A 19202-nucleotide genomic window follows, 5' to 3' on the forward strand; every position below is an offset into this window, starting at 1 on the left:
CAGCCGGCCTTTTTCTTTTCAGGGCCGGGCACGATATGCTGAAGGGAGCCGATGCCGCGCCCCGGACCATTCCGGGGCGGTGCGGATCGCGGGGAAAAAGGGGGTATTCATGACGCAGTGGTTTTTCCATGATGGCGACCAGCGGGTCGGCCCGCTGGACGGGCAGGCGGCGCTGGATTTTGTGCGCGTGCATCCGGATGCCTTCTGCTGGCGCAACGGCATGGCCGAATGGCTGCCCGTGCGCGCCGTGGGCGAATTGTCGTCACAGCCCAACCCCTGGGCCGGTGCGCCCGGCATGCCGCCGCCGCCCGGCGCCCGCAGCCGGGCCCGCGCCGACGATATCGATTTCAAGATCCACGGGCAGGAGATGCAGTTCGTGGAGGTGGAACTGGACCCCGGCGAAAGCGCCATCGCCGAGGCGGGGGCCATGGTCTACAAGGATGCCAGCGTCCAGATGAACACCATCTTCGGCGACGGCAACAATACCGGCGGCTTCCTGGACAAGCTGATCGGCGCCGGCAAGCGGGTGATCACGGGCGAAAGCCTGTTCACGACCGTCTTCACCCATACCGGCCGCGGCAAGGCGCATGTCGCTTTTTCCGCCCCCTATCCGGGCACCATCCTGCCGCTGAACCTGGCCGATCTGGGCGGTACGCTGATCTGCCAGAAGGACAGTTTCCTGGCGGCGGCCAAGGGCGTGTCGATCGGCATCCATTTCCAGCGCCGCATCCTGACGGGCCTGTTCGGCGGCGAAGGCTTCATCATGCAGAAGCTGACGGGTGACGGCTGGGTCTTCGCCCATGTCGGCGGTTCCATCATGGAACGCGAACTGGCGCCCGGCGAGGTGCTGCACATCGATACGGGCTGCGTTGCCGCCTTCACGCCCGACGTGGATTTCGACCTGGTGCAGGTCGGCGGCGTGAAATCAGTGCTGTTCGGTGGAGAGGGGCTGTTCTTCGCCACGCTGCGCGGACCGGGCCGGGTCTGGATACAGTCGCTGCCCTTCTCCCGCCTGGCCGGCCGCATGCTGTCGGCCGCCATGCCGGGCGCCAGCAAGGGCGAAGGCAGTATGCTGGGGCCGCTGGGCGATATCGTCATGGGCAACAAGCGATAGCAGGCACACGAAATCCGGGAGGGGGTGGCGATGCCGCCCCCTCCGGAAGCCCGACCTATCCCGGATGCACCATATCGGCGGGCCGCACCCAGGCGCGGAACTGCTCCTCGCTTAGCAAATTCAGCGCCAGCCCGGCTTCCAGCAGGGTTGTGCCTTCCTGGTGCGCCTTCTTGGCGATCCTGGCGGCATTGTCATAGCCGATATGGGGGTTCAGTGCCGTGACCAGCATCAGGCTTTCCTCCATCAGCCGGCGGATGCGATCCTCGTTGGCGGTGATGCCGGCCACGCAGTTCTCTGCAAAGCTGCGGCTGGCGTCGGCGATCAGACGGATGGACTGCAGAAGATTGTAGATCAGCACGGGCTTGAAGACATTCAGTTCGAAATGGCCCGTCGCACCGGCATGGGTGATGGTAACATGGTTACCCATCACCTGGGTGCAGACCATGGTCATGGCCTCCGACTGGGTCGGGTTGACCTTGCCCGGCATGATGGAACTGCCGGGTTCGTTCTCCGGCAGGCTGATCTCTCCGATGCCGCTGCGCGGGCCGCTGCCCAGCAGGCGTATGTCGTTGGCGATCTTCATCAGCGAAACGGCCACCGTGTTCAGCGCGCCCGACGCTTCCACGATGCTGTCATGGGCGGCCAGTGCCTCGAACTTGTTGGGGGCGGCGACGAAGGGCAGGTCGGTGATGGCGGCGACCTCCGCCGCGAAGGCCTGATCGAAGCCGGGGGCGCTGTTCAGGCCCGTCCCAACGGCCGTGCCGCCCTGCGCCAGGCGCAGCAGGGCCGGCATCACGGCCTTCGCCCGCCCGATTCCATAGGCCACCTGCTGGGCATAGCCGCCGAATTCCTGCCCCAGCGTCATGGGGGTGGCATCCTGCAGGTGCGTGCGCCCGATCTTCACGATGGGGGCGAATTCATCGGCCTTGGCGGACAGGGCGGCGTGCAACTGTTCCAGGGCCGGCACAAGATCATGATGGATGCGCTCCGCCGCTGCGATATGCATGGCCGACGGAAAGCTGTCGTTGGAGCTTTGGCCGCGATTGACATGGTCGTTGGGATGGATGGGCTTCTTGGACCCGATCTCCCCGCCCAGCATCTCGATGGCGCGGTTGGCGATGACCTCGTTGGCGTTCATGTTGGTCTGGGTGCCCGATCCGGTCTGCCAGACGACCAGGGGGAAATGGTCGATCAGCGTGCCGTCGATCACTTCGTCGGCGGCACCGACGATGGCGCTGCCCAGGCGCGCATCCAGCGTTCCCAGCGCCACATTGGCCTTGGCGGCGGCCTTCTTCACGATGCCAAGGCCCCGGATCAGGGCCGGCGGCATCCTTTCCCCGCCGATCTTGAAATTCAGCAGCGACCGCTGGGTCTGCGCGCCCCAATACCGATCGGCCGGCACCTCGATGGGGCCGAAACTGTCGGTCTCGATGCGGACATTGGCGGCCATCACCCGTTCCCCCGTTTCCAGTCTGGACGCCGACGGTAACAGATGCGGATATCCCTGTCCCCCCCGCTGCGCACCGGCCGGCTCAGCGGAACTGCGTGCGCCATTCGCGGCAAAGCCGTTCCGCCTCGTCCGATCCGGACAGGATCTCCACGATGCGCAGGCTGTTGAACATGGTCCGCTGGCCGTCGGCACCCAACGTGCCGTCGCGGTTGCGCGGGGCCGCGCGCAGGCTGGCCTGGGTCGTGCTGACCACCTGCTGGCGCGTTTCGCTGATCTTGGCGCTGACCTCCCGCTGGATCCCGAGCGCGCCCGCCAGTTTGGATGAACGGCGCAGCGCCATGGCGAACTGTTCGGCCTTCTTCATGGTGGCATCGTCGGGCAGGCCGCCATCCCGGCCGAACAGGGCGGCGTGCAGGCCCTGGTCGACATCCGCGCAGATATTCTTCAGCACGAATTGCCCCACCTCGGCGCGGGCGTTCTTCATCTTGTTGGTGATGTCCTTGTCGCGCAGGCTCTGCACCGTGTCGTTGACGGAATTGAGGCCGTCGGTCAGCCGCTCCGCCGCCGCGGCCAGGCTGGCCGGATCGCCGGAGACCAGTGGGTTTTCCCGGTCGAACTCGGCCGTCTGGCGCAGCAGGTTGCCGACGACATAGCCTGACATCTCCCGCGTCAGGTTCTCCTTCTCCGCCACCGTGCCGCCCAGGCGCACCTCCCCCAGCATGCGCAACAGCTCGCCGGGGCGTTGCATGCGCGAGGCCAGCACCAGCAGCAGCGGCTGGGTCAGCGCTGCATCCTCCCGTCCCAGTTCCATCAGATTGGCCCGGATGATGTCCAGGTGCAACTCGGCCAGATCCAGGATGGGGCGCGCCGGCAGGGCGGCCTTCAGCTTTTCGATCCGTTCCGCCACGACCAGCACCTGCCGGATCGTTTCCAACTGGCGCTGCACGTCGTCGTCGCGGCCGAACAGGCCGATCTTGTATTTCAGGTTGGTCTGGCATTCGGCGGTGATGGCCGCCAGGGCCGTCACGCCGGCTTCCCAAAGAGGCGCGCAGATGGACGCGACGGCCACCCCGTCTCGCAGATCCGCGGCAGCGGCTTCGCGCTGCGCGCTTTGCAGCAACGCGGCCGGGATGCGGTCCTTGACGGCCTGCCAGCAGGGGCCCAGCGTGGTCCGGCAGATGCGGTTCAGGCGCCGGCTATATTGCCCTGCATCATCCAGCAGATCCTCCACAGGCAGAAAGAACAGCCGTGACAGGGCCGGCCGCCGGGGCGGGCGCAGCGTCACCAGACGCGGCCGCATGGCCTCGAAGGCACCGGACACCTCCGGCTTGTCGCCCACCTGCTCCAGCAGCCGGTAAATCTGCAGGAGCTTGCGGTCGGGCAGGCGCGAAGCATCGGCGGCCAGCACCGCCCAGTCACTGCCCCTGACCGGGGTGGCGGGTGTCTCGGGGGCGGGGGTCTTGCTGTCGTTCATGCCATCCTCCCTCAGCCCATCGCCGCTTTCAACGATTCAAGCCGCATGACGGCATCCATATCCAGGACCCCCGTCCGCCAATCCTGGTTGACCCGCACCCAGCGGCGCTGGAGCCGCGCGATGGCGTCCAGGTCCAACTGCTCGGTTGCATGGCTCACCTCCTCCTTCGGGATCAGGGGCAGCAGCCGGGATATGTCGCTGATCGCCGTCTGGCGGGCGGCGGGCGGCCCGTCCTTCACCGCCTCCCACATGGCGATCAGGAAATCCCATCCGTCCAGCAGCCACGAGATGCGCCCGACATATTCCCTGATGGCGGTCAGCAGTTTCGGCGCGTCATTCACGATCTGGCGCGCATCGCGGCAGGCATTGTCCAGCTTGGCGATGCGCTGGCGGGCCAGGGTCAGCGTGTGGTTGGCGACCGTGGCGACATAGGCGCCCAGCATGGCCACGTCGGACGGGTCGGTATCGGCGAAATGCTGCGTGCTTTGTGCGAAGCCGCCCAGCCGCTCCGCCAGGCCGCGCAGCCGGCCGGCCTTGGGGGCCTGCGGCAGGCCGACGGGGGCCACCGCCTCGCCCAACTGGTCGACGCGGGCCGTCATGTCGTCGGGCTGGATATCGACCATGGCGGCGACGCGGGCCAGGGCCTGGCGGGCCACGCGCTTGCTGTCATCCGTCGTCATGCCGGGGCGCAGCAGGTCTGCGGCACTGATCCCCACCAGCTTCAGCAATTCGGTCACCAGGATGAACTGGGTCAGCACCAGATATTGCCCATCCTGGTCACGCAATTGCGCGGCCCGGGTGGCCGCGTCCGGCCCGCAGATGCCCGATGCCTGGACGGTCAGCGCGCAGGCACGGATCTGTTCGGGGGAATGCAGTTCGAGCTTCTCGATCTCCTCGAACAGCAGCCGGTCATGCAGGGTCAGCGTCATGACGCTGGGCAGCCCCTTCCAGGGCAGCACATAGGTGCCTTTGCCGGCCGTGAAGTTGGGCAGCAGGAACTCGAACCGGTCCATGTCGTCGCGGCGCAGGCGGGCCTGGCTCAGCAGCGGTGTGGTGAAGGGGACCGTCACGCCCCGCTCCTCGAAGGTGGCCGGCGCGAAATCCTCCAGCATGGCCCGCATCTTGCGGTTGACGTCACTCTGATCCGTCATGTTCCGGCCGACCCTGTCTCGCCTCTCCGGGCCGTCTGTCGCGGCCTGTTCCCGATATATGTCGCATTTTAGGTAGTTGGACACAATTCCGCAGTGCGGCAGCGGATGCTTTCAAGCATGCGGGATCGCAGCACAGGCCTGCGGTCCACGGCGGCTTGACCGGCACTCCGGCGGGTGCCTACATTTGCTGTTGAGAGGCGGTCCGACGGGCTGACCGCGCCCCTTAACAAAACCCGCCGAGGGAAATATGGCTGAAATCATCAATGTCACCGACGCCAGCTTTGAAACCGATGTCCTGAAGGGCAGCGGTCCGATTCTGCTGGATTTCTGGGCCGAATGGTGCGGCCCCTGCAAGATGCTGGCCCCCAGCCTGGCCGAACTGGCCCAGGAACTGGACGGCAAGCTGTCCATCGCCAAGCTGAACATCGATGACAATCCCAATGCCCCCAGCCGTTTCGGCGTGCGCGGCATCCCCACCTTGATGATCTTCAAGGATGGTCAGGTGACGGCGACCAAGATCGGCGCCCTGCCCAAGTCGCAGTTGAAGTCCTGGATCGAACAGAACCTGTGACCTTCCGGGCCTTCGGGCCGGATCAGGACAGGATCAGGGAAGGGGCCGGCCCGCCGATGGGACCGGCCCTTTTCCGTTGGGGCCCGCCGGCGTGCCGCTCGTGCGGCGCAGCCAAGCAACTGTTTTCATGCGGCGTAAGTTCTCTGATCGCGGATGATGGCATTGGCGAGGACGACGATCTTTCGCATGATGGCAACGAGGGCAACCTTTGGCTTCTTTCCAGCGGCGATGAGTTTTTTATAGAAGGCGGCCAAGGGTGGATTTCGCCGACTGGCGACGACGGCAGCCATGTAAAGGACGGTTCGGACAACGGGCCTTCCACCGTAGATGCTGCGCGGGCCATCGCGTTTGCCGCTCTGGTTATCCATCGGGGCAACGCCGGCCAGGGCGGCGACCTGATGTCGTGTCAGTGTGCCCAACTCCGGCATATGGGCCAGCAGGGTGGCCGCCAGCACCGGCCCGACAGCAGGAATGGACTGGAGCAGGTTGTCGTTGACCTTCAAGGTTTTGGATGCCGCGATCTGCTCGGCAATGCGCTTGTCGAGGCGCAGGATCAGCAGGGCGATGGCATCCAGGCGCCGCTTGGCCAAGCGGCGCAGTTCCGGATCCGCCAGGGTCTGGGCCTGGTTCCTGACCATGGTCTGCTCGTCGAGCAACTGGCGCCGGTAGGTGGCCAGTTCCGCCAGGACCTCCCGTTCCGGATCGGGTTGGTAGGCGGCTCCGGGGATCGCCTGGGCATAGGCGGCGATCATCCGGGCATCCAGCCGGTCATTCTTGGCCCAGCGTCCATGCGCCCTGGCAAAATGCCGGACCTTGCGAGGATCGACGAGGCGGACGGGAATGCCGGCTTTCGATAAAGCCTCCATGACCGGCCGCTCATAGCCACCACTGGCTTCCAGGACGACCTGCACGGCGCGCTTGCCACACCGTCGCCGAAGGAGACTGTAACCAGCCTCGGCATTCTCGACTTGGAAAGCCTCTCCTGTCTCGGCATCCAACCCGTCCAGACGGGCCTTGCTGACGTCCAGGGCGATGATAGAGTCCTGTTGTGCCATCTTCATACTCCCTGCCTTGCACGTACGGGGCTGCAACCCCAAGCAACTGTTCGGGTCAATGAAGGGGCCGACCGGAGAACCATGCTTGGCTACGGTGTATGATCTACCTTTCCACGGAGCGGTCTTCCGGACGGATCGCCGGCCGGGGCATGCCCCGGCCGGCGATCACACATCTTACTGACATTTCGAAAACACAAGCCAACGGATGTGGGCGCCGGCGCACGCCCACGGATGTGGGCGCCGGCGATTGAGAGCGGTGATCAGAACCAATAGGTTCTGATCACCGAAAAATAGTGTCAGCCGTTGGTGGCCAGGACCGTGCCTGCCAGATAAAGCGAGCCGCAGATCAGCACCCGGGCGGGGGGGGCGCCGGCCGCGGCCTGTGCCAGCGCACGCAGGGCGGCTGTGACATCGGCATCGTCGCCCGCCTCCATCCCGGCCTGCCGGGCGAAGCCGGCGGCGTCGCCGGCGCTGACGCTATTGGGCTCGCCGGGGATGGACACGGCCCGCAGCCGGCGCACATGCGCCGCCAGGGGAGCCAGGAAATCCAGCGGCCGTTTGCTGCCCAGCATGCCGAACACGAGGTCGAGCGGCCGGCCGTCGGCCGTCCAGCGGGCCAACTGGGCCGCCAGCACCTCGCCCGCGCTGTCATTGTGCCCGCCATCCAGGTAAAGCTCCCACCCGGCCGGCAGGTGTTCCACCAACGGACCCCGCCGCAGGCGCTGCAGGCGGGCGGGCCATTCGACGCGGGCCAGACCCGTGCGGATCGCCGCGTCGCCGATGGCCAGCGGCAGATGGGCCGTGGCGGCGATGGCCAGTCCGGCATTGTGGATCTGATGCGCCCCCGCCAGCCCCGGCGGGGGCAGGTCGAGACGCCGGGCGGCATCGGTGAAGCGGAAACCGTCCGCCGTGGCCGTCACATGCCAGTCCCGCCCGTGCAGCGACAGCGGCGCGCCGACGGCCGCCGCCCGGTCGGTGAAGACCTGCGCGGCCACCGGGTCGGCCTGGGGGCCCGCCACGACCGGCCGGCCGGGCTTCACGATGCCGGCCTTCTCCGCTGCGATCTCGGCCAGGGTGGGGCCCAGGAACTGGGTATGGTCCAGGGAGATGCGCGTCAGCAGGCTGACGGCCGGGCTGGCAATGACATTGGTGGCATCCAGCCGTCCGCCCAGCCCCACCTCCAGCAGCAGCAGGTCGGCCGGCTGGCGGGCGAAGGCCAGGAAGGCCGCGGCCGTCGTCACCTCGAAGAAGGTGATGGCGTCCCCGTCATTGGCGCGTTCCACCTCTTCCAGGATATCGGCCAGCGCGTCGTCGCCGATCAGGTCGCCGGCCAGGCGGATGCGCTCGTTGAAGCGCACCAGATGGGGGGAGGTGTAGACATGCACCCGATGGCCTGCCGCCTCCGCCATGGCGCGCAGGAAGGCGACGGTGCTGCCCTTGCCGTTGGTGCCGGCCACATGGACGGTGGGTGGCAGATGCCGCTCCGGATTGCCCAGCCGGTGCAGCAGCCGTTCGATCCGGCCCAGGGATAGATCGATCACGACCGGATGCAGTTGCCGCATCCGGTCCAGTGCCGCCTCCAGACGGGGGGAGGCCGGCACCAGCGGCGCGGCCTTGATCATTGGAAGCCGGCGCCACCCTGGATGGCACTGACCGACGGACCCTTGCGTGAGCCCGACCGGTCGCGCCCGCCGCGCGAAATCTTGACGATGTCCGCGCCGGGGCCGGTGCGGCGCAGCAGGTCGATGATGCGGGCCAGGGTGCCGCGCAACTCCTTGCGATGCACCACCATGTCGACCATGCCGTGATCCAGCAGGTATTCAGACCGCTGGAACCCTTCCGGCAGCGTCTCGCGGATCGTGCTTTCGATGACGCGCGCGCCGGCAAAGCCGATCTGGGCGCCGGGCTCGGCGATATGGATATCGCCCAGCATGGCGAAGCTGGCCGTCACGCCGCCCGTGGTCGGGTCGGTCAGGATGACGATATAGGGCAGGCCGGCTTCCTTCACCATTTCCACCGCGATGACGGTGCGCGGCATCTGCATCAGCGACAGGATGGCTTCCTGCATGCGCGCACCGCCCGATGCCGGCACGGCGATCAGGGGCACCTGCTGAAGCACGGCCAGACGGGCCGCGGCCAACAGCCCCTCGCCCACGGCCATGCCCATCGATCCGCCCATGAAGCCGAAATCAAAGGCGGCGACGACGGCGCCCTGGCCGTTGATCTTGCCATGGGCCACGACGATGGCGTCCTGGCGGCCGGACTTGGCCTGCGCTTCCTTCAGGCGGTCGGTATAGCGCTTCTGGTCGCGGAACTTCAGCGGGTCGACCACGACCTTGGGCAGTTCGATCGTCTGGTAACCGGGGTCCAGCAGCATGTTCAGCCGCCGCACGGGGGTCAGGCGCATGTGGTGGCCGCAATGCTGGCAGACGTGAAGCTGTTCCTCCAGGTCACGGTGGAACAGCATCGCCTCGCACGATGGGCACTTGTGCCAGAGATTGTCCGGAACCTCTTTCTTGGAAACGAGGGCCTGGATCTTCGGTTTGACGAAATTGGTCAGCCAGTTCATGGGGTACCTTCAAGGCGGGACGGGGTCCCGCTATACTCTGCCGAGGCGGGGACGGGGTCCCGCTGCACTCGGCCATGGTCGCGGGCATGGTCGGCTTTGTTGCGGCAAACCTGCCGTGGCGATGGCTTCGCGGTCCTCAAACAGTTCCTGGACGCTTCGGTAATCCGAACCACCCATGTCCGTCAATAAGGCGCTGCAACCGGCAAAGGTCAAGCCGGATCAGCCACGCGCCGCGCGCACACCGCTGGCCAGGGTGGCCACGAAGTCCAGAACGTCGGGGACCAGCCCGGCAGTGGGCTTGCCATCGGCGTCCAGGCCCGCTTCCACCCGGCGCACGATGGCGCTGCCCACGACCGCGGCATCGGCCACACGGGCCACCGCCGCGGCCTGTTCGGGCGTGGAAATGCCGAAGCCGACGGCCAGCGGCAGGTCGGTATGGCGGCGCAGGCGGGTGACGGCCTCGTCGATGGCCGTCGCTGTGGCGCTGCCCGCCCCTGTGATGCCGGTGACCGACACGTAATAGACGAAGCCCGAGGTGTTGGCCAGGACGGCCGGCAGGCGGGCATCATCCGTGGTCGGCGTCGTCAGCCGGATGAAATTGACCCCGGCGCGCAGGGCGGGAACGCACAGTTCCGCATCTTCCTCCGGCGGCAGGTCGACCACGATCAGCCCGTCGACCCCGGCGCCCCGCGCATCGGTCAGGAACCGGTCCACGCCATAGGAATAGATGGGATTGTAATAGCCCATCAGCACGATGGGCGTGTCGTCGTCGCCCTGGCGGAAGGCACGCACCATGTCCAGCGTGCGGGTCATGCGTGCGCCGGCAGCCAGGGCGCGCAGGCCCGCGGCCTCGATGGCCGGCCCGTCGGCCATCGGATCGGTGAAGGGCATGCCCAGTTCGATGATGTCGGCACCGGCCGCCGGCAGGCCCTTCAGCAGGGCGAGGCCGGTTTCATGATCGGGGTCGCCGGCCGTCACGAAGGTGACGAGGCCGGCCCGGCCGGCTGCCTTCAGGGCGGCGAAGCGGCGGTCGATGCGGCCGGTGGCCGGGGCGACCTGGATCGGGGCGCTGGTCATGATCAAAGGTTCCGGACAGCGAAGAAAGGCGGCGCACCATAGACCGTGGGCACCTCTGAAACAATGACGCTTTGCGCGGGCGGGCCCGGCGGAAAAGGGCCTCCTATGCTATTCGGTCTACGCCCCTGTTAGACGATGAAACATCTTCAACTGGACCCGATAACAGCGTTATCTGCTTTGCAACGATCATCGGGAATTACAGCTTGCAGGATAATGCCAATATAGCGGCCGGTTCGCATGAGGAGGGGTCGATGCGGCCGGCAAGCCCGTCGCGCGCCGTCGTCTGGCTGGCGCTGACGGCGCTGCTGGTGGCCTTGGGCCTGTTCGGGGTGGAGATCGTGCTGGGCCGCGCCCGGCTGATGGACAAGGCCGTGGCCGACATCAGGTCCAGTGCCGACCAGTTGGCTGAACATGCGGCCCGCATGATGGGCGCCCACACCCTCATCCTGCGCAATGCGGAATGGCTGGTCCTGAACGAGGGCTGGGATGAGGTGGCGGCCACGCCGCGCGTGCATGAATGGCTGCGCGACCTGGCGTCGGAAGCGCCGGAGGTGCAATCCTACTGGCTGGTCGATGCCGAGGGGCGGGTGCGCATCACGACGATGCGCTGGCCCGTTCCGGACATGAATGTCGCCGACCGCGATTATTTCCTGCCGCACCGTGACGGCCGTTCGGAACCCCATCTGAGCGCGCGCCTGTCCGGCCGCCTGAATCCGGAGGTGTTCTTCGCCCTGTCCAGCCGGCTGGAAGGGCGTGACGGCAATTTCCTGGGTGTTGCGCAGGTGTCGCTGCGTCCGGCCTATTTCGAGGCGTTCTATGCCAGCATCGCCTTTCGCCCCGATGTGGAAGTGATGCTGGTGCGTGAGGATGGCGAGGTGCTGGCCCGCCACCCGTCGGTGACATCCGGTGAGGTGGGCATCGGCAATGTCGCTGATCTGGTGGGCAAGCGCGACCCCGCCACCGGGCTGATGACGGCCATCTCGCCGTTCGACGGCAAGGAAAGGCTGTATGCGGTTGCCGATGTCGACCGGGTGCCGGCCCGCGTGGTCTATGGCATCTCCACCGCCGGGCTCGAATCGGACTGGCTTTGGACGGCGCTGGGGCATTTCAGCTTCGCGCTGGTTGCAGCCCTGCTGCTGCTGCCGCTGGCCCTGGTCGCGCTGCGCCAGACCCGGCAGGCCGAACAGGCCCAGGGGCTGTTGCGCTCCTCTAATGCGGCACTGGAAGCGCGCGTGCGGGAACGCACGGCCCATCTGGACATGGCGCTGGAGGATCTGCGCCGCAGCGAGGAGCGGTTGAGCCGCCTGTTCAACGCCACGCCCGTGGCGATCATGGAGGTGGGGGCCGACGGCCGGTACACCGATTGCAACGCCGCGGCCGAGCGCATCCTGGGCCTGTCGCGCAGCGCCATCATCGGCGTGCGCCATGATGCGGCCCTGTGGCATGCGACGACGCTGGACGGCCGGCCCATGGCCAGCGTGGATTATCCCACGGCCCGTGCCCTGGCGGGAGAGGTGGTGCGGGATTGCGAATATGCCCTGCGCGATCCCAAGACCGGGGCGCGCCAGGTCCTGTCCGTCAACGCCGTGCCCATCCGGGACGAGGGCGCGCGCATCATCGGCTGCACCGCCACGGTGCTGGACGTCACGGGCCGGTACGAGGCGGAGGACCGCCAGCGCCTGTTGATGCGCGAGGTCGATCACCGGGCCAAGAATGCCCTGGCCGTGGCCCAGGCCGTCGTGCGGTTGAGCCGCGCCGACAGTATCGAGGCCTTCACCAGCGCGGTGGAGGGGCGCATCTCCTCCCTGGCCCGCTCGCACAGCCTGCTGGCCCAGGCCGCCTGGTCGGGGGCGGACCTGGAAAAGCTGGTGGAGGACGAGGTCCAGGCCTTCCTGACCGACAGGGCCCGCCTGGCCCTGCGGGGACCCAGGGTGCGGCTGGGGGCCGACATGGTCCAGTCGCTGGGCCTGGTCTTCCACGAACTGGCCACCAACGCGGCCAAGCATGGCGCGCTGTCCATGCCGGGCGGCACCGTCACCGTTGACTGGTCGGTCCGTCGCAGCACGCTGGACCTTCACTGGGAGGAAAAGGGCGGCCCCCCCGTCACGGCCCCCCCGACCCGCCAGGGCTTCGGGTCCACCCTGCTGGGTCAGGTGCTGCGCCACCAGTTGGGTGGCAAGATCGACATGGACTGGTCGGAAACCGGCCTGCGCTGCCACATCTCCCTGCCGCTGGGCCCGCAGCCGTGACGGCCGCCGGCCACGCGGGCCGGCTGCCTCCTCGCCGGCCCGTCCCTATGCGCCCCGGGTCATCAGAAAGGCCAGGATGGCCGTGGTCGCCGACACGTTCAGCGATTGCACCCGGCCGCTGCCGGCGATGGTGACCAGTTCGGTGCAGGCCGCCTGGCTGGCCGGCGGCATGCCATGTTCCTCGTTCCCCATCACGACGGCCACGGGCTTTCCCTCTGCCCGGCGGGTCAGGTCCGACAGGGACGGGAAAGGCCCCAGCGCGGTGCCGATGGTGCGGTAGAGACCACCCAGGGCCTTCAGCGTGGCCGGGAAATCAGCGGTCCGATGAAGATTCACATGCTCGAAGCCGCCTTCCGCCACGCGATAGGCGGCCTCCGACGGCAGGGCCTGGGACGGGTGGTCGGAGATCAGGACCCGGTCGATCCCGAAAAAGGCCGCCGTGCGCAGGATGGCGCCCAGATTGTGCGGATTGGACACCCCATCCAGGATCAGCAGCGGCAGGCCCGTGGCCGCCCAGCCCCGCGCCAGGTCCAGGCTGAAGGGCAGCACCGGCCGGGGTGCGGCCTCGGCCACGATGCCGCCATGCATGGCCGATCCGGCGATCTTCTCCAGTTCCGCTGCGGGAACCAGCCGGTAGGGCTTGCGGCCCGCGGCCAGCCGGGCGCAGAAAGGGCCGGCGGCCTCCTTCAGCCTCTCATCGAAATAGAGCTTTTCCGCCCTGTCGGGATCACGGTCGAACAGGGCGGCCACCGCCGGCAGGCCGGCGATGCGGAACGGCTTGCGCCGCGCCTTGCCGGACCCGGCCGCCGCCGCGGCGGGCTTGGGCTTCAAGGACAGGGTGGAACGGTCTTGCATCGGATCAGCCCGCGAACAGGGTCAGCCAGCCCAGCATGATGGAACCGATGACGATGCGATACCAGGCGAACGGCGTGAAACCGTGCCGACCCACGAAATCGACCAGCCAGCGCACGACGACCAGCGCCGACAGGAAGGCCATCACGAAGCCCACGGCGATCATGCCGACATTGCCGACCTCCAGCACCTCCCGGTTCTTGTAGAGGTCGTAGACGGCGGCGCCCAGCATGGTGGGGATGGCCACGAAAAAGCTGAACTCTGCCGCCGCCTTGCGCTCCACACCCATCAGCAGGGCGCCGATGATTGTCGCACCGGACCGTGACACGCCGGGGATCATGGCCAGGCATTGCACGAAACCGATGGAGAGCGACAGGCGCGCCGGGAAAGCCTCCACCGTGAAGTGGCGCGGCGGCGGTCGCAGCTTTTCCGCCAGCAGGATGATGACCCCGCCGACGATCAGTGCCACCGACACGACCGTCGGGTTGAACAGCACGCTCTTGATGTAGGAATGGGCGAACACGCCGATGACGGCTGCGGGCAGGAAGGCCAGCAGGATGGCGGCGGTGAAGCGATAGCTTTCGGTCCGCCGCTCGAACAGCCCCTTCAGCACGTCCCACAGCTTGTTGAAATAGACCAGCAGGATGGCCAGGATCGCGCCGAGCTGGATCACGACCTTGAAAACATCCTCCGCCTGTCCCTTGAAGCCCAGCATCTCGCCCAGCAGGATCAGGTGCCCGGTGGACGACACGGGGATGAATTCCGTCAGCCCTTCCAGCAGGCCCAGCAGGATGGCGTCGAAGTACGGGATGGTGTCGGTCAAGGCTCTGGTCCGTTCATGTCGCGGGCAGCGGGCCTTATAGCAGCCGGTGCCGGGCCGGGCGAGAGGTGCGATGGTGAAATTCAAGGCGACATGGCGGATGCGGGTACCGGCAGCCGGCGTCATGGGTTTGCGCCTGCCGCTTTTCAAGGCGGGCCCAAAATTCTGGGTGTAGCGCGGGTGGCAATGCAGATACGCCCTTCCAACGGGACCGATTCATTTCATATGATCGAAGGGCGCGTCAGGGGGACCCATCAATTGATCGTTAACCGCCATGTCTGAGGATGAGAAGCACGGGAACGGAGGGACGGTGACGGGCGTGGTCGTCAAGGCGGCGCCCAAGACCAAGAAGCCCTCCATGTACAAGGTGCTCATGCTGAACGACGACTACACCCCCATGGAGTTCGTCGTGCATGTGCTGGAACGCTTCTTCAACAAGAACCGTGATGAAGCGACCCGTATCATGCTGCATGTCCACCGGCGTGGCGTCGGCGTTTGTGGTGTGTTCACCTATGAGGTGGCGGAGACGAAAGTGTCCCAGGTGATGGATTTCGCCCGCCAGCATCAGCACCCGTTACAGTGTACCCTGGAAAAGGATTAGCGCATCATGCTGTCGCGTAATCTGGAACAGACGCTCCACCGGGCCCTGGCCAACGCCAATGAACGGCGTCACGAATATGCGACGCTGGAACATCTGCTGCTGGCCCTGACGGAGGATCAGGACGCGCTGGCCGTGCTGCGGGCCTGTAGCGTCGATGTGGCCAAGCTGAAGACGGAACTGGTCGAGTATCTGGACGGTGAGCTGGCGAACCTCGTCACCACCCGGACCGACGATGCCAAGCCCACGGCCGGCTTCCAGCGCGTTTTGCAGCGCGCCGCCATCCACGTCCAAAGCTCTGGCCGGGAGGAGGTGACAGGCGCCAATGTTCTGGTCGCGCTGTTCTCCGAACGGGAGAGCCACGCCGTCTATTTCCTGCAGGAGCAGGAGATGACGCGCTTCGATGCGGTCAACTACATCTCCCACGGTATCGCCAAGGCCCCCGGCCGCGCCGAGCCCAAGCGCGTGTCCGGTGCGGACGATGACGCCCAGGCGGAGAAGGTCGTGAAGAAAGGCACCGAGGCGCTGGAGGCCTACTGCGTCAACCTGAACAAGAAGGCGCTGTCGGGCAAGATCGATCCGTTGATCGGGCGGGAACAGGAGGTGGAGCGCACCATCCAGATTCTGTGCCGCCGGTCGAAGAACAACCCGCTTTATGTCGGTGATCCCGGCGTCGGCAAGACCGCCATCGCCGAGGGGCTGGCACGCCGTATCGTCCATGGCGAGGTGCCGGAGATCCTGAAGAAGGCCACGATCTATTCGCTGGACATGGGGTCGCTGCTGGCCGGCACGCGCTATCGCGGCGATTTCGAGGAGCGGCTGAAGGCCGTGGTCTCCGAACTGGAGGCGCTGGACGGCTCCATCCTGTTCATCGACGAGATCCATACGGTGATCGGTGCGGGCGCCACCAGCGGCGGTGCCATGGATGCGTCCAACCTGCTGAAGCCGGCGCTGGCCTCGGGCGCCCTGCGCTGCATCGGCAGCACGACCTACAAGGAATACCGGTCCTATTTCGAGAAGGATCGTGCCCTGGTCCGGCGGTTCCAGAAGATTGATGTCAACGAGCCGTCGATCGAGGATGCGGTCAAGATCCTGGAAGGGATCAAGACCTATTATGAGAGCCACCACAAGGTCCGCTACACGAAGGATGCCATCCGCACCGCCGTTGAATTGTCGGCGCGCTATATCGGCGACCGCAAGCTGCCGGACAAGGCCATCGACGTGATCGACGAGGTGGGGGCCGCCCAGGCCCTGCTGCCCGAGGCCAAGCGCAAGAAGACCATCTCCCAGAAGGATGTGGAGGCGGTGGTGGCCAAGATCGCCCGTATCCCGCCCAAGTCGGTCAGCCGCGACGACAAGGAAGTGCTGCTGAACCTGGAACGGGACCTGAAGACCATGGTCTTCGGTCAGAATCAGGCGATCGAGGCGCTGGTGTCGGCCATCAAGCTGGCGCGAGCCGGCCTGCGTGAGCCGGAAAAGCCCATCGGCAACTACCTGTTCTCCGGCCCCACGGGTGTCGGCAAGACGGAGGTGGCCAAGCAGCTTTCCCGTACCCTGGGCATCGAACTGGTCCGGTTCGACATGTCCGAATATATGGAGCGCCATACGGTCAGCCGCCTGATCGGCGCACCGCCGGGCTATGTCGGGTTCGACCAGGGCGGCATGCTGACCGACGCCATCGACCAGCATCCGCACTGCGTGCTGCTGCTGGACGAGATCGAGAAGGCGCATCCGGACCTGTACAACATCCTGTTGCAGGTGATGGACCATGGCAAGCTGACCGACCATAACGGCAAGATCGTGGATTTCCGCAACGTCATCCTGATCATGACCACCAATGCCGGTGCCGCCGACATGGCGAAGCCCGCCATCGGCTTCGGCAGCGGCGTGCGGACGGGCGAGGACCAGGACGCCATCAACAAGGCCTTCACACCGGAATTCCGCAACCGCCTGGATGCGATCATCCCGTTCGCGAACCTGGGGGCGGAAGTGGTGGCCCGTGTGGTGGACAAGTTCGTGATGGAACTGGAAGCCCAGTTGACGGACCGCGGCGTGACCATCGAACTGACCGACGGCGCCCGCGCCTGGCTGGCCAAAAAGGGCTACGATCCCGTCATGGGTGCCCGCCCTCTGGCCCGCACCATCCAGGAATATGTGAAGAAGCCGCTGGCCGAGGAATTGCTGTTCGGCAAGCTGTCGAAGGGCGGGGCCGTCCGCGTCGTCCTGAACAAGGAAGGCGACGGCCTGGATTTCGACTATGCCGAGCCGAAGACGTCCAAGCGTGAGGAAAAGGTGGAGGAGTTGGCCTGACAGCCAATCAGCCCCTCCTGCACATAAGCCGCCCGGCAAGTCCGCTTGCCGGGCGTTTCTTTTTCTTTTTCTTCAATCCCTTACAACTCTGTGTGATGTGCAGAAAAGAATGCGTGCGACCCAGATGGTACCAGTTCGGACCTATTTTTGCAGTTGCGAACTGTTCGCAATGGCCTATAACGGAATCGCAAGGGCATCATGCGCCGAATAAAGGTCAACTATACTGACCTAACATCAAAAAACTGCTGGTAAACGGCCTTTCGCCGCTTTATATGCTCATGGACGGCGCTTTTCGGGAAAGGGGATTACCTGCCCGCAAGCGCCGTTTCCGGCCCAGGCCCCGGTCGTGTCGGAAATGGCGGCCCCCGCCGCCGGTGATTGAGGCGAGATTTGTAAGGAACGGTTCCATGGCGACGCAGAAGATGCTCGGCTTTGTCCACACCGACCAGCGCATGCCCGAAAAGCGCGAGGCCGAGGCGCGGCGCCAGGATTTCAACGAGATTTATGCCCGTTTCTCCGACAAGGGGGCGGCCGAGCAGGCGGGACGTTGCTCGCAATGCGGCGTGCCCTTCTGTCAGGTGCATTGCCCCGTGTCCAACAACATTCCCGATTGGCTGAAGCTGACGGCCGAGGGGCGGTTGGAAGAGGCCTATGAACTGTCGCAGGCCACCAACAACCTGCCGGAAATCTGCGGCCGCATCTGCCCGCAGGATCGCCTGTGCGAGGGCAATTGCACGATCGAGCAGTCGACCCACGGCACGGTGACCATCGGGGCGGTGGAAAAATACATCACGGACACGGCCTTCGATAATGGCTGGGTCAAGCCCACCGTGCCGCGCGTGGAGCGGGCGCAGTCCGTCGCCATCATCGGTGCCGGTCCCGCCGGCCTGGCCGCGGCCGACCAGTTGCGCAAGAAGGGCTATCAGGTCCATGTCTATGACCGGTACGACCGGGTGGGCGGGCTGCTGATGTACGGCATTCCGGGCTTCAAGCTGGAAAAGGATGTGGTCATCCGCCGCTGGAAGCTGCTGGAGGAAAGCGGCGTCACGTTTCATCTGGGCGTGGAGATCGGGCGCAGCACCGATCTTCGGACCCTGCGCGCCGAACATGATGCCGTGCTGATCGCCACCGGCGTCTACAAGGCCCGCGATCTGGGCGGACCGGGCTCCGGGCTGGACGGCATCGTGCCGGCGCTGGACTATCTGACGGCCAGCAACCGCAAGAGCCTGGGCGACACGGTCCTGGATTTCGAGACGGGCAAGCTGAACGCCGCGGGCAAGAATGTCGTCGTCATCGGCGGCGGTGACACGGCCATGGATTGCGTGCGCACCGCCATCCGCCAGGGGGCGATGTCGGTGAAGTGCGTCTATCGCCGCGACCGCAAGAACATGCCCGGTTCCCAGCGCGAAACCGCCAATGCCGAGGAAGAGGGCGTGGAGTTCGTCTGGCAGACGGCGCCCGAGGGCTTCACCGGTGACGCCCAGGTGACGGGCGTGAAGGCCCACAAGATGCATATGGGCGTGGCCGACGCCACGGGCCGCCAGACGCCGCTGCCCATCGAGGGGTCGAACTTCACCATGGATGCCGACCTGGTGATCAAGGCGCTGGGCTTCGATCCGGAGGATATCCCCACCCTGTTCGGTGCGCCGGAGCTGAAGGTCAGCCGCTGGGGCACGGTGCAGGTGAAGTACGCCACCATGATGACCAACCTGGACGGTGTCTTCGCTGCCGGTGACATCGTGCGCGGCGCCAGCTTGGTCGTGTGGGGCATCAAGGATGGCCGCGACGCCGCCGATGGCATCCACCGCTACATCCAGGCCAGGATCGCGACCGCGCCGGTGGCCGTGGCCGCCGAGTGAGCCGCCCTGCCAGCGCGCGTTTCCTTCAATCCGCCGTCGACAGGTGAATTGCG

At 66.2% G+C, this 19202-nt stretch carries 15 protein-coding genes; 6 read left to right on the forward strand and 9 right to left on the reverse strand.

The features are described 5' to 3' along the window. The first annotated feature begins 109 nt into the window (after positions 1 to 109). Positions 110 to 1114 (forward strand): TIGR00266 family protein, encoded by a 1005-nt coding sequence (locus ABC728_RS18305; RefSeq protein WP_416620560.1) that lies wholly within the window; start codon positions 110 to 112, stop codon positions 1112 to 1114. A gap of 55 nt (positions 1115 to 1169) precedes the next feature. Here ABC728_RS18305 and fumC read toward each other — a convergent pair whose 3' ends face one another. From fumC to ABC728_RS18320, 3 genes are all read right to left on the reverse strand, one after another. Next, entirely contained in the window at positions 1170 to 2564 is a 1395-nt protein-coding gene (gene fumC / locus ABC728_RS18310; RefSeq protein ID WP_416620559.1) for a class II fumarate hydratase, read from the reverse strand. Positions 2565 to 2646: 82 nt separating this feature from the next. Further along, positions 2647 to 4038, reverse strand: coding sequence for a hypothetical protein (locus ABC728_RS18315; RefSeq protein ID WP_445376640.1), 1392 nt, complete (start codon positions 4036 to 4038; stop codon positions 2647 to 2649). Positions 4039 to 4049: 11 nt separating this feature from the next. After that, positions 4050 to 5189, reverse strand: a complete 1140-nt coding sequence (locus tag ABC728_RS18320) for a hypothetical protein (RefSeq protein ID WP_416620557.1) — start codon at positions 5187 to 5189, stop codon at positions 4050 to 4052. 247 nt (positions 5190 to 5436) lie between these two features. Between ABC728_RS18320 and trxA the strand changes: the two genes are divergently transcribed. Next, positions 5437 to 5760, forward strand: a complete 324-nt coding sequence (gene trxA, locus ABC728_RS18325) for a thioredoxin TrxA (RefSeq protein WP_416620556.1) — start codon at positions 5437 to 5439, stop codon at positions 5758 to 5760. A gap of 125 nt (positions 5761 to 5885) precedes the next feature. Here the strand turns inward: trxA and ABC728_RS18330 are convergent, their stop codons facing one another. The 4 genes from ABC728_RS18330 to trpA form a co-directional block, all read right to left on the reverse strand. Continuing rightward, on the reverse strand, positions 5886 to 6821 hold the full coding sequence (locus tag ABC728_RS18330; protein ID WP_445376291.1) for an IS110 family transposase: 936 nt from the start codon (positions 6819 to 6821) through the stop codon (positions 5886 to 5888). A gap of 290 nt (positions 6822 to 7111) precedes the next feature. Next, positions 7112 to 8437 (reverse strand): bifunctional folylpolyglutamate synthase/dihydrofolate synthase, encoded by a 1326-nt coding sequence (locus tag ABC728_RS18335; protein WP_416618276.1) that lies wholly within the window; start codon positions 8435 to 8437, stop codon positions 7112 to 7114. Then, the gene (accD, locus tag ABC728_RS18340) at positions 8434 to 9384 is read right to left on the reverse strand and encodes an acetyl-CoA carboxylase, carboxyltransferase subunit beta (RefSeq protein WP_416618277.1); all 951 of its coding nucleotides are present in this window, start codon (positions 9382 to 9384) and stop codon (positions 8434 to 8436) included. The genes ABC728_RS18335 and accD overlap by 4 nt, the downstream gene beginning before the upstream one ends. A gap of 219 nt (positions 9385 to 9603) precedes the next feature. Further along, on the reverse strand, positions 9604 to 10461 hold the full coding sequence (gene trpA / locus ABC728_RS18345) for a tryptophan synthase subunit alpha (protein ID WP_416618278.1): 858 nt from the start codon (positions 10459 to 10461) through the stop codon (positions 9604 to 9606). Between the two features lie 251 nt (positions 10462 to 10712). On the opposite strand from trpA, the gene ABC728_RS18350 reads away from it, so the two are divergent. Further along, on the forward strand, positions 10713 to 12710 hold the full coding sequence (locus ABC728_RS18350; RefSeq protein ID WP_416618279.1) for an HWE histidine kinase domain-containing protein: 1998 nt from the start codon (positions 10713 to 10715) through the stop codon (positions 12708 to 12710). Between the two features lie 45 nt (positions 12711 to 12755). On the opposite strand, the gene ABC728_RS18355 is transcribed toward ABC728_RS18350, so the two are convergent. Together ABC728_RS18355 and ABC728_RS18360 are read right to left on the reverse strand one after the other, a co-directional pair. Next, positions 12756 to 13565, reverse strand: coding sequence for a TrmH family RNA methyltransferase (locus tag ABC728_RS18355; protein ID WP_416618280.1), 810 nt, complete (start codon positions 13563 to 13565; stop codon positions 12756 to 12758). 4 nt (positions 13566 to 13569) lie between these two features. Further along, positions 13570 to 14508 carry an undecaprenyl-diphosphate phosphatase gene (locus tag ABC728_RS18360; RefSeq protein WP_416618281.1) on the reverse strand — a complete coding sequence of 313 codons (939 nt, stop codon included), beginning with the start codon at positions 14506 to 14508 and terminating at the stop codon, positions 13570 to 13572. 148 nt (positions 14509 to 14656) lie between these two features. On the opposite strand from ABC728_RS18360, the gene clpS reads away from it, so the two are divergent. From clpS to ABC728_RS18375, 3 genes are all read left to right on the forward strand, one after another. Further along, the gene (gene clpS, locus ABC728_RS18365; RefSeq protein WP_416618282.1) at positions 14657 to 14983 is read left to right on the forward strand and encodes an ATP-dependent Clp protease adapter ClpS; all 327 of its coding nucleotides are present in this window, start codon (positions 14657 to 14659) and stop codon (positions 14981 to 14983) included. Between the two features lie 6 nt (positions 14984 to 14989). Then, entirely contained in the window at positions 14990 to 17290 is a 2301-nt protein-coding gene (gene clpA / locus ABC728_RS18370; protein WP_416618283.1) for an ATP-dependent Clp protease ATP-binding subunit ClpA, read from the forward strand. 407 nt (positions 17291 to 17697) lie between these two features. Next, positions 17698 to 19149: an NAD(P)-dependent oxidoreductase gene (locus tag ABC728_RS18375; protein ID WP_416618284.1), complete on the forward strand. Its 1452-nt coding sequence runs from the start codon at positions 17698 to 17700 to the stop codon at positions 19147 to 19149. Positions 19150 to 19202: the final 53 nt, after the last annotated feature.

The sequence above is a fragment of the Niveispirillum fermenti genome (genome assembly GCF_052474395.1).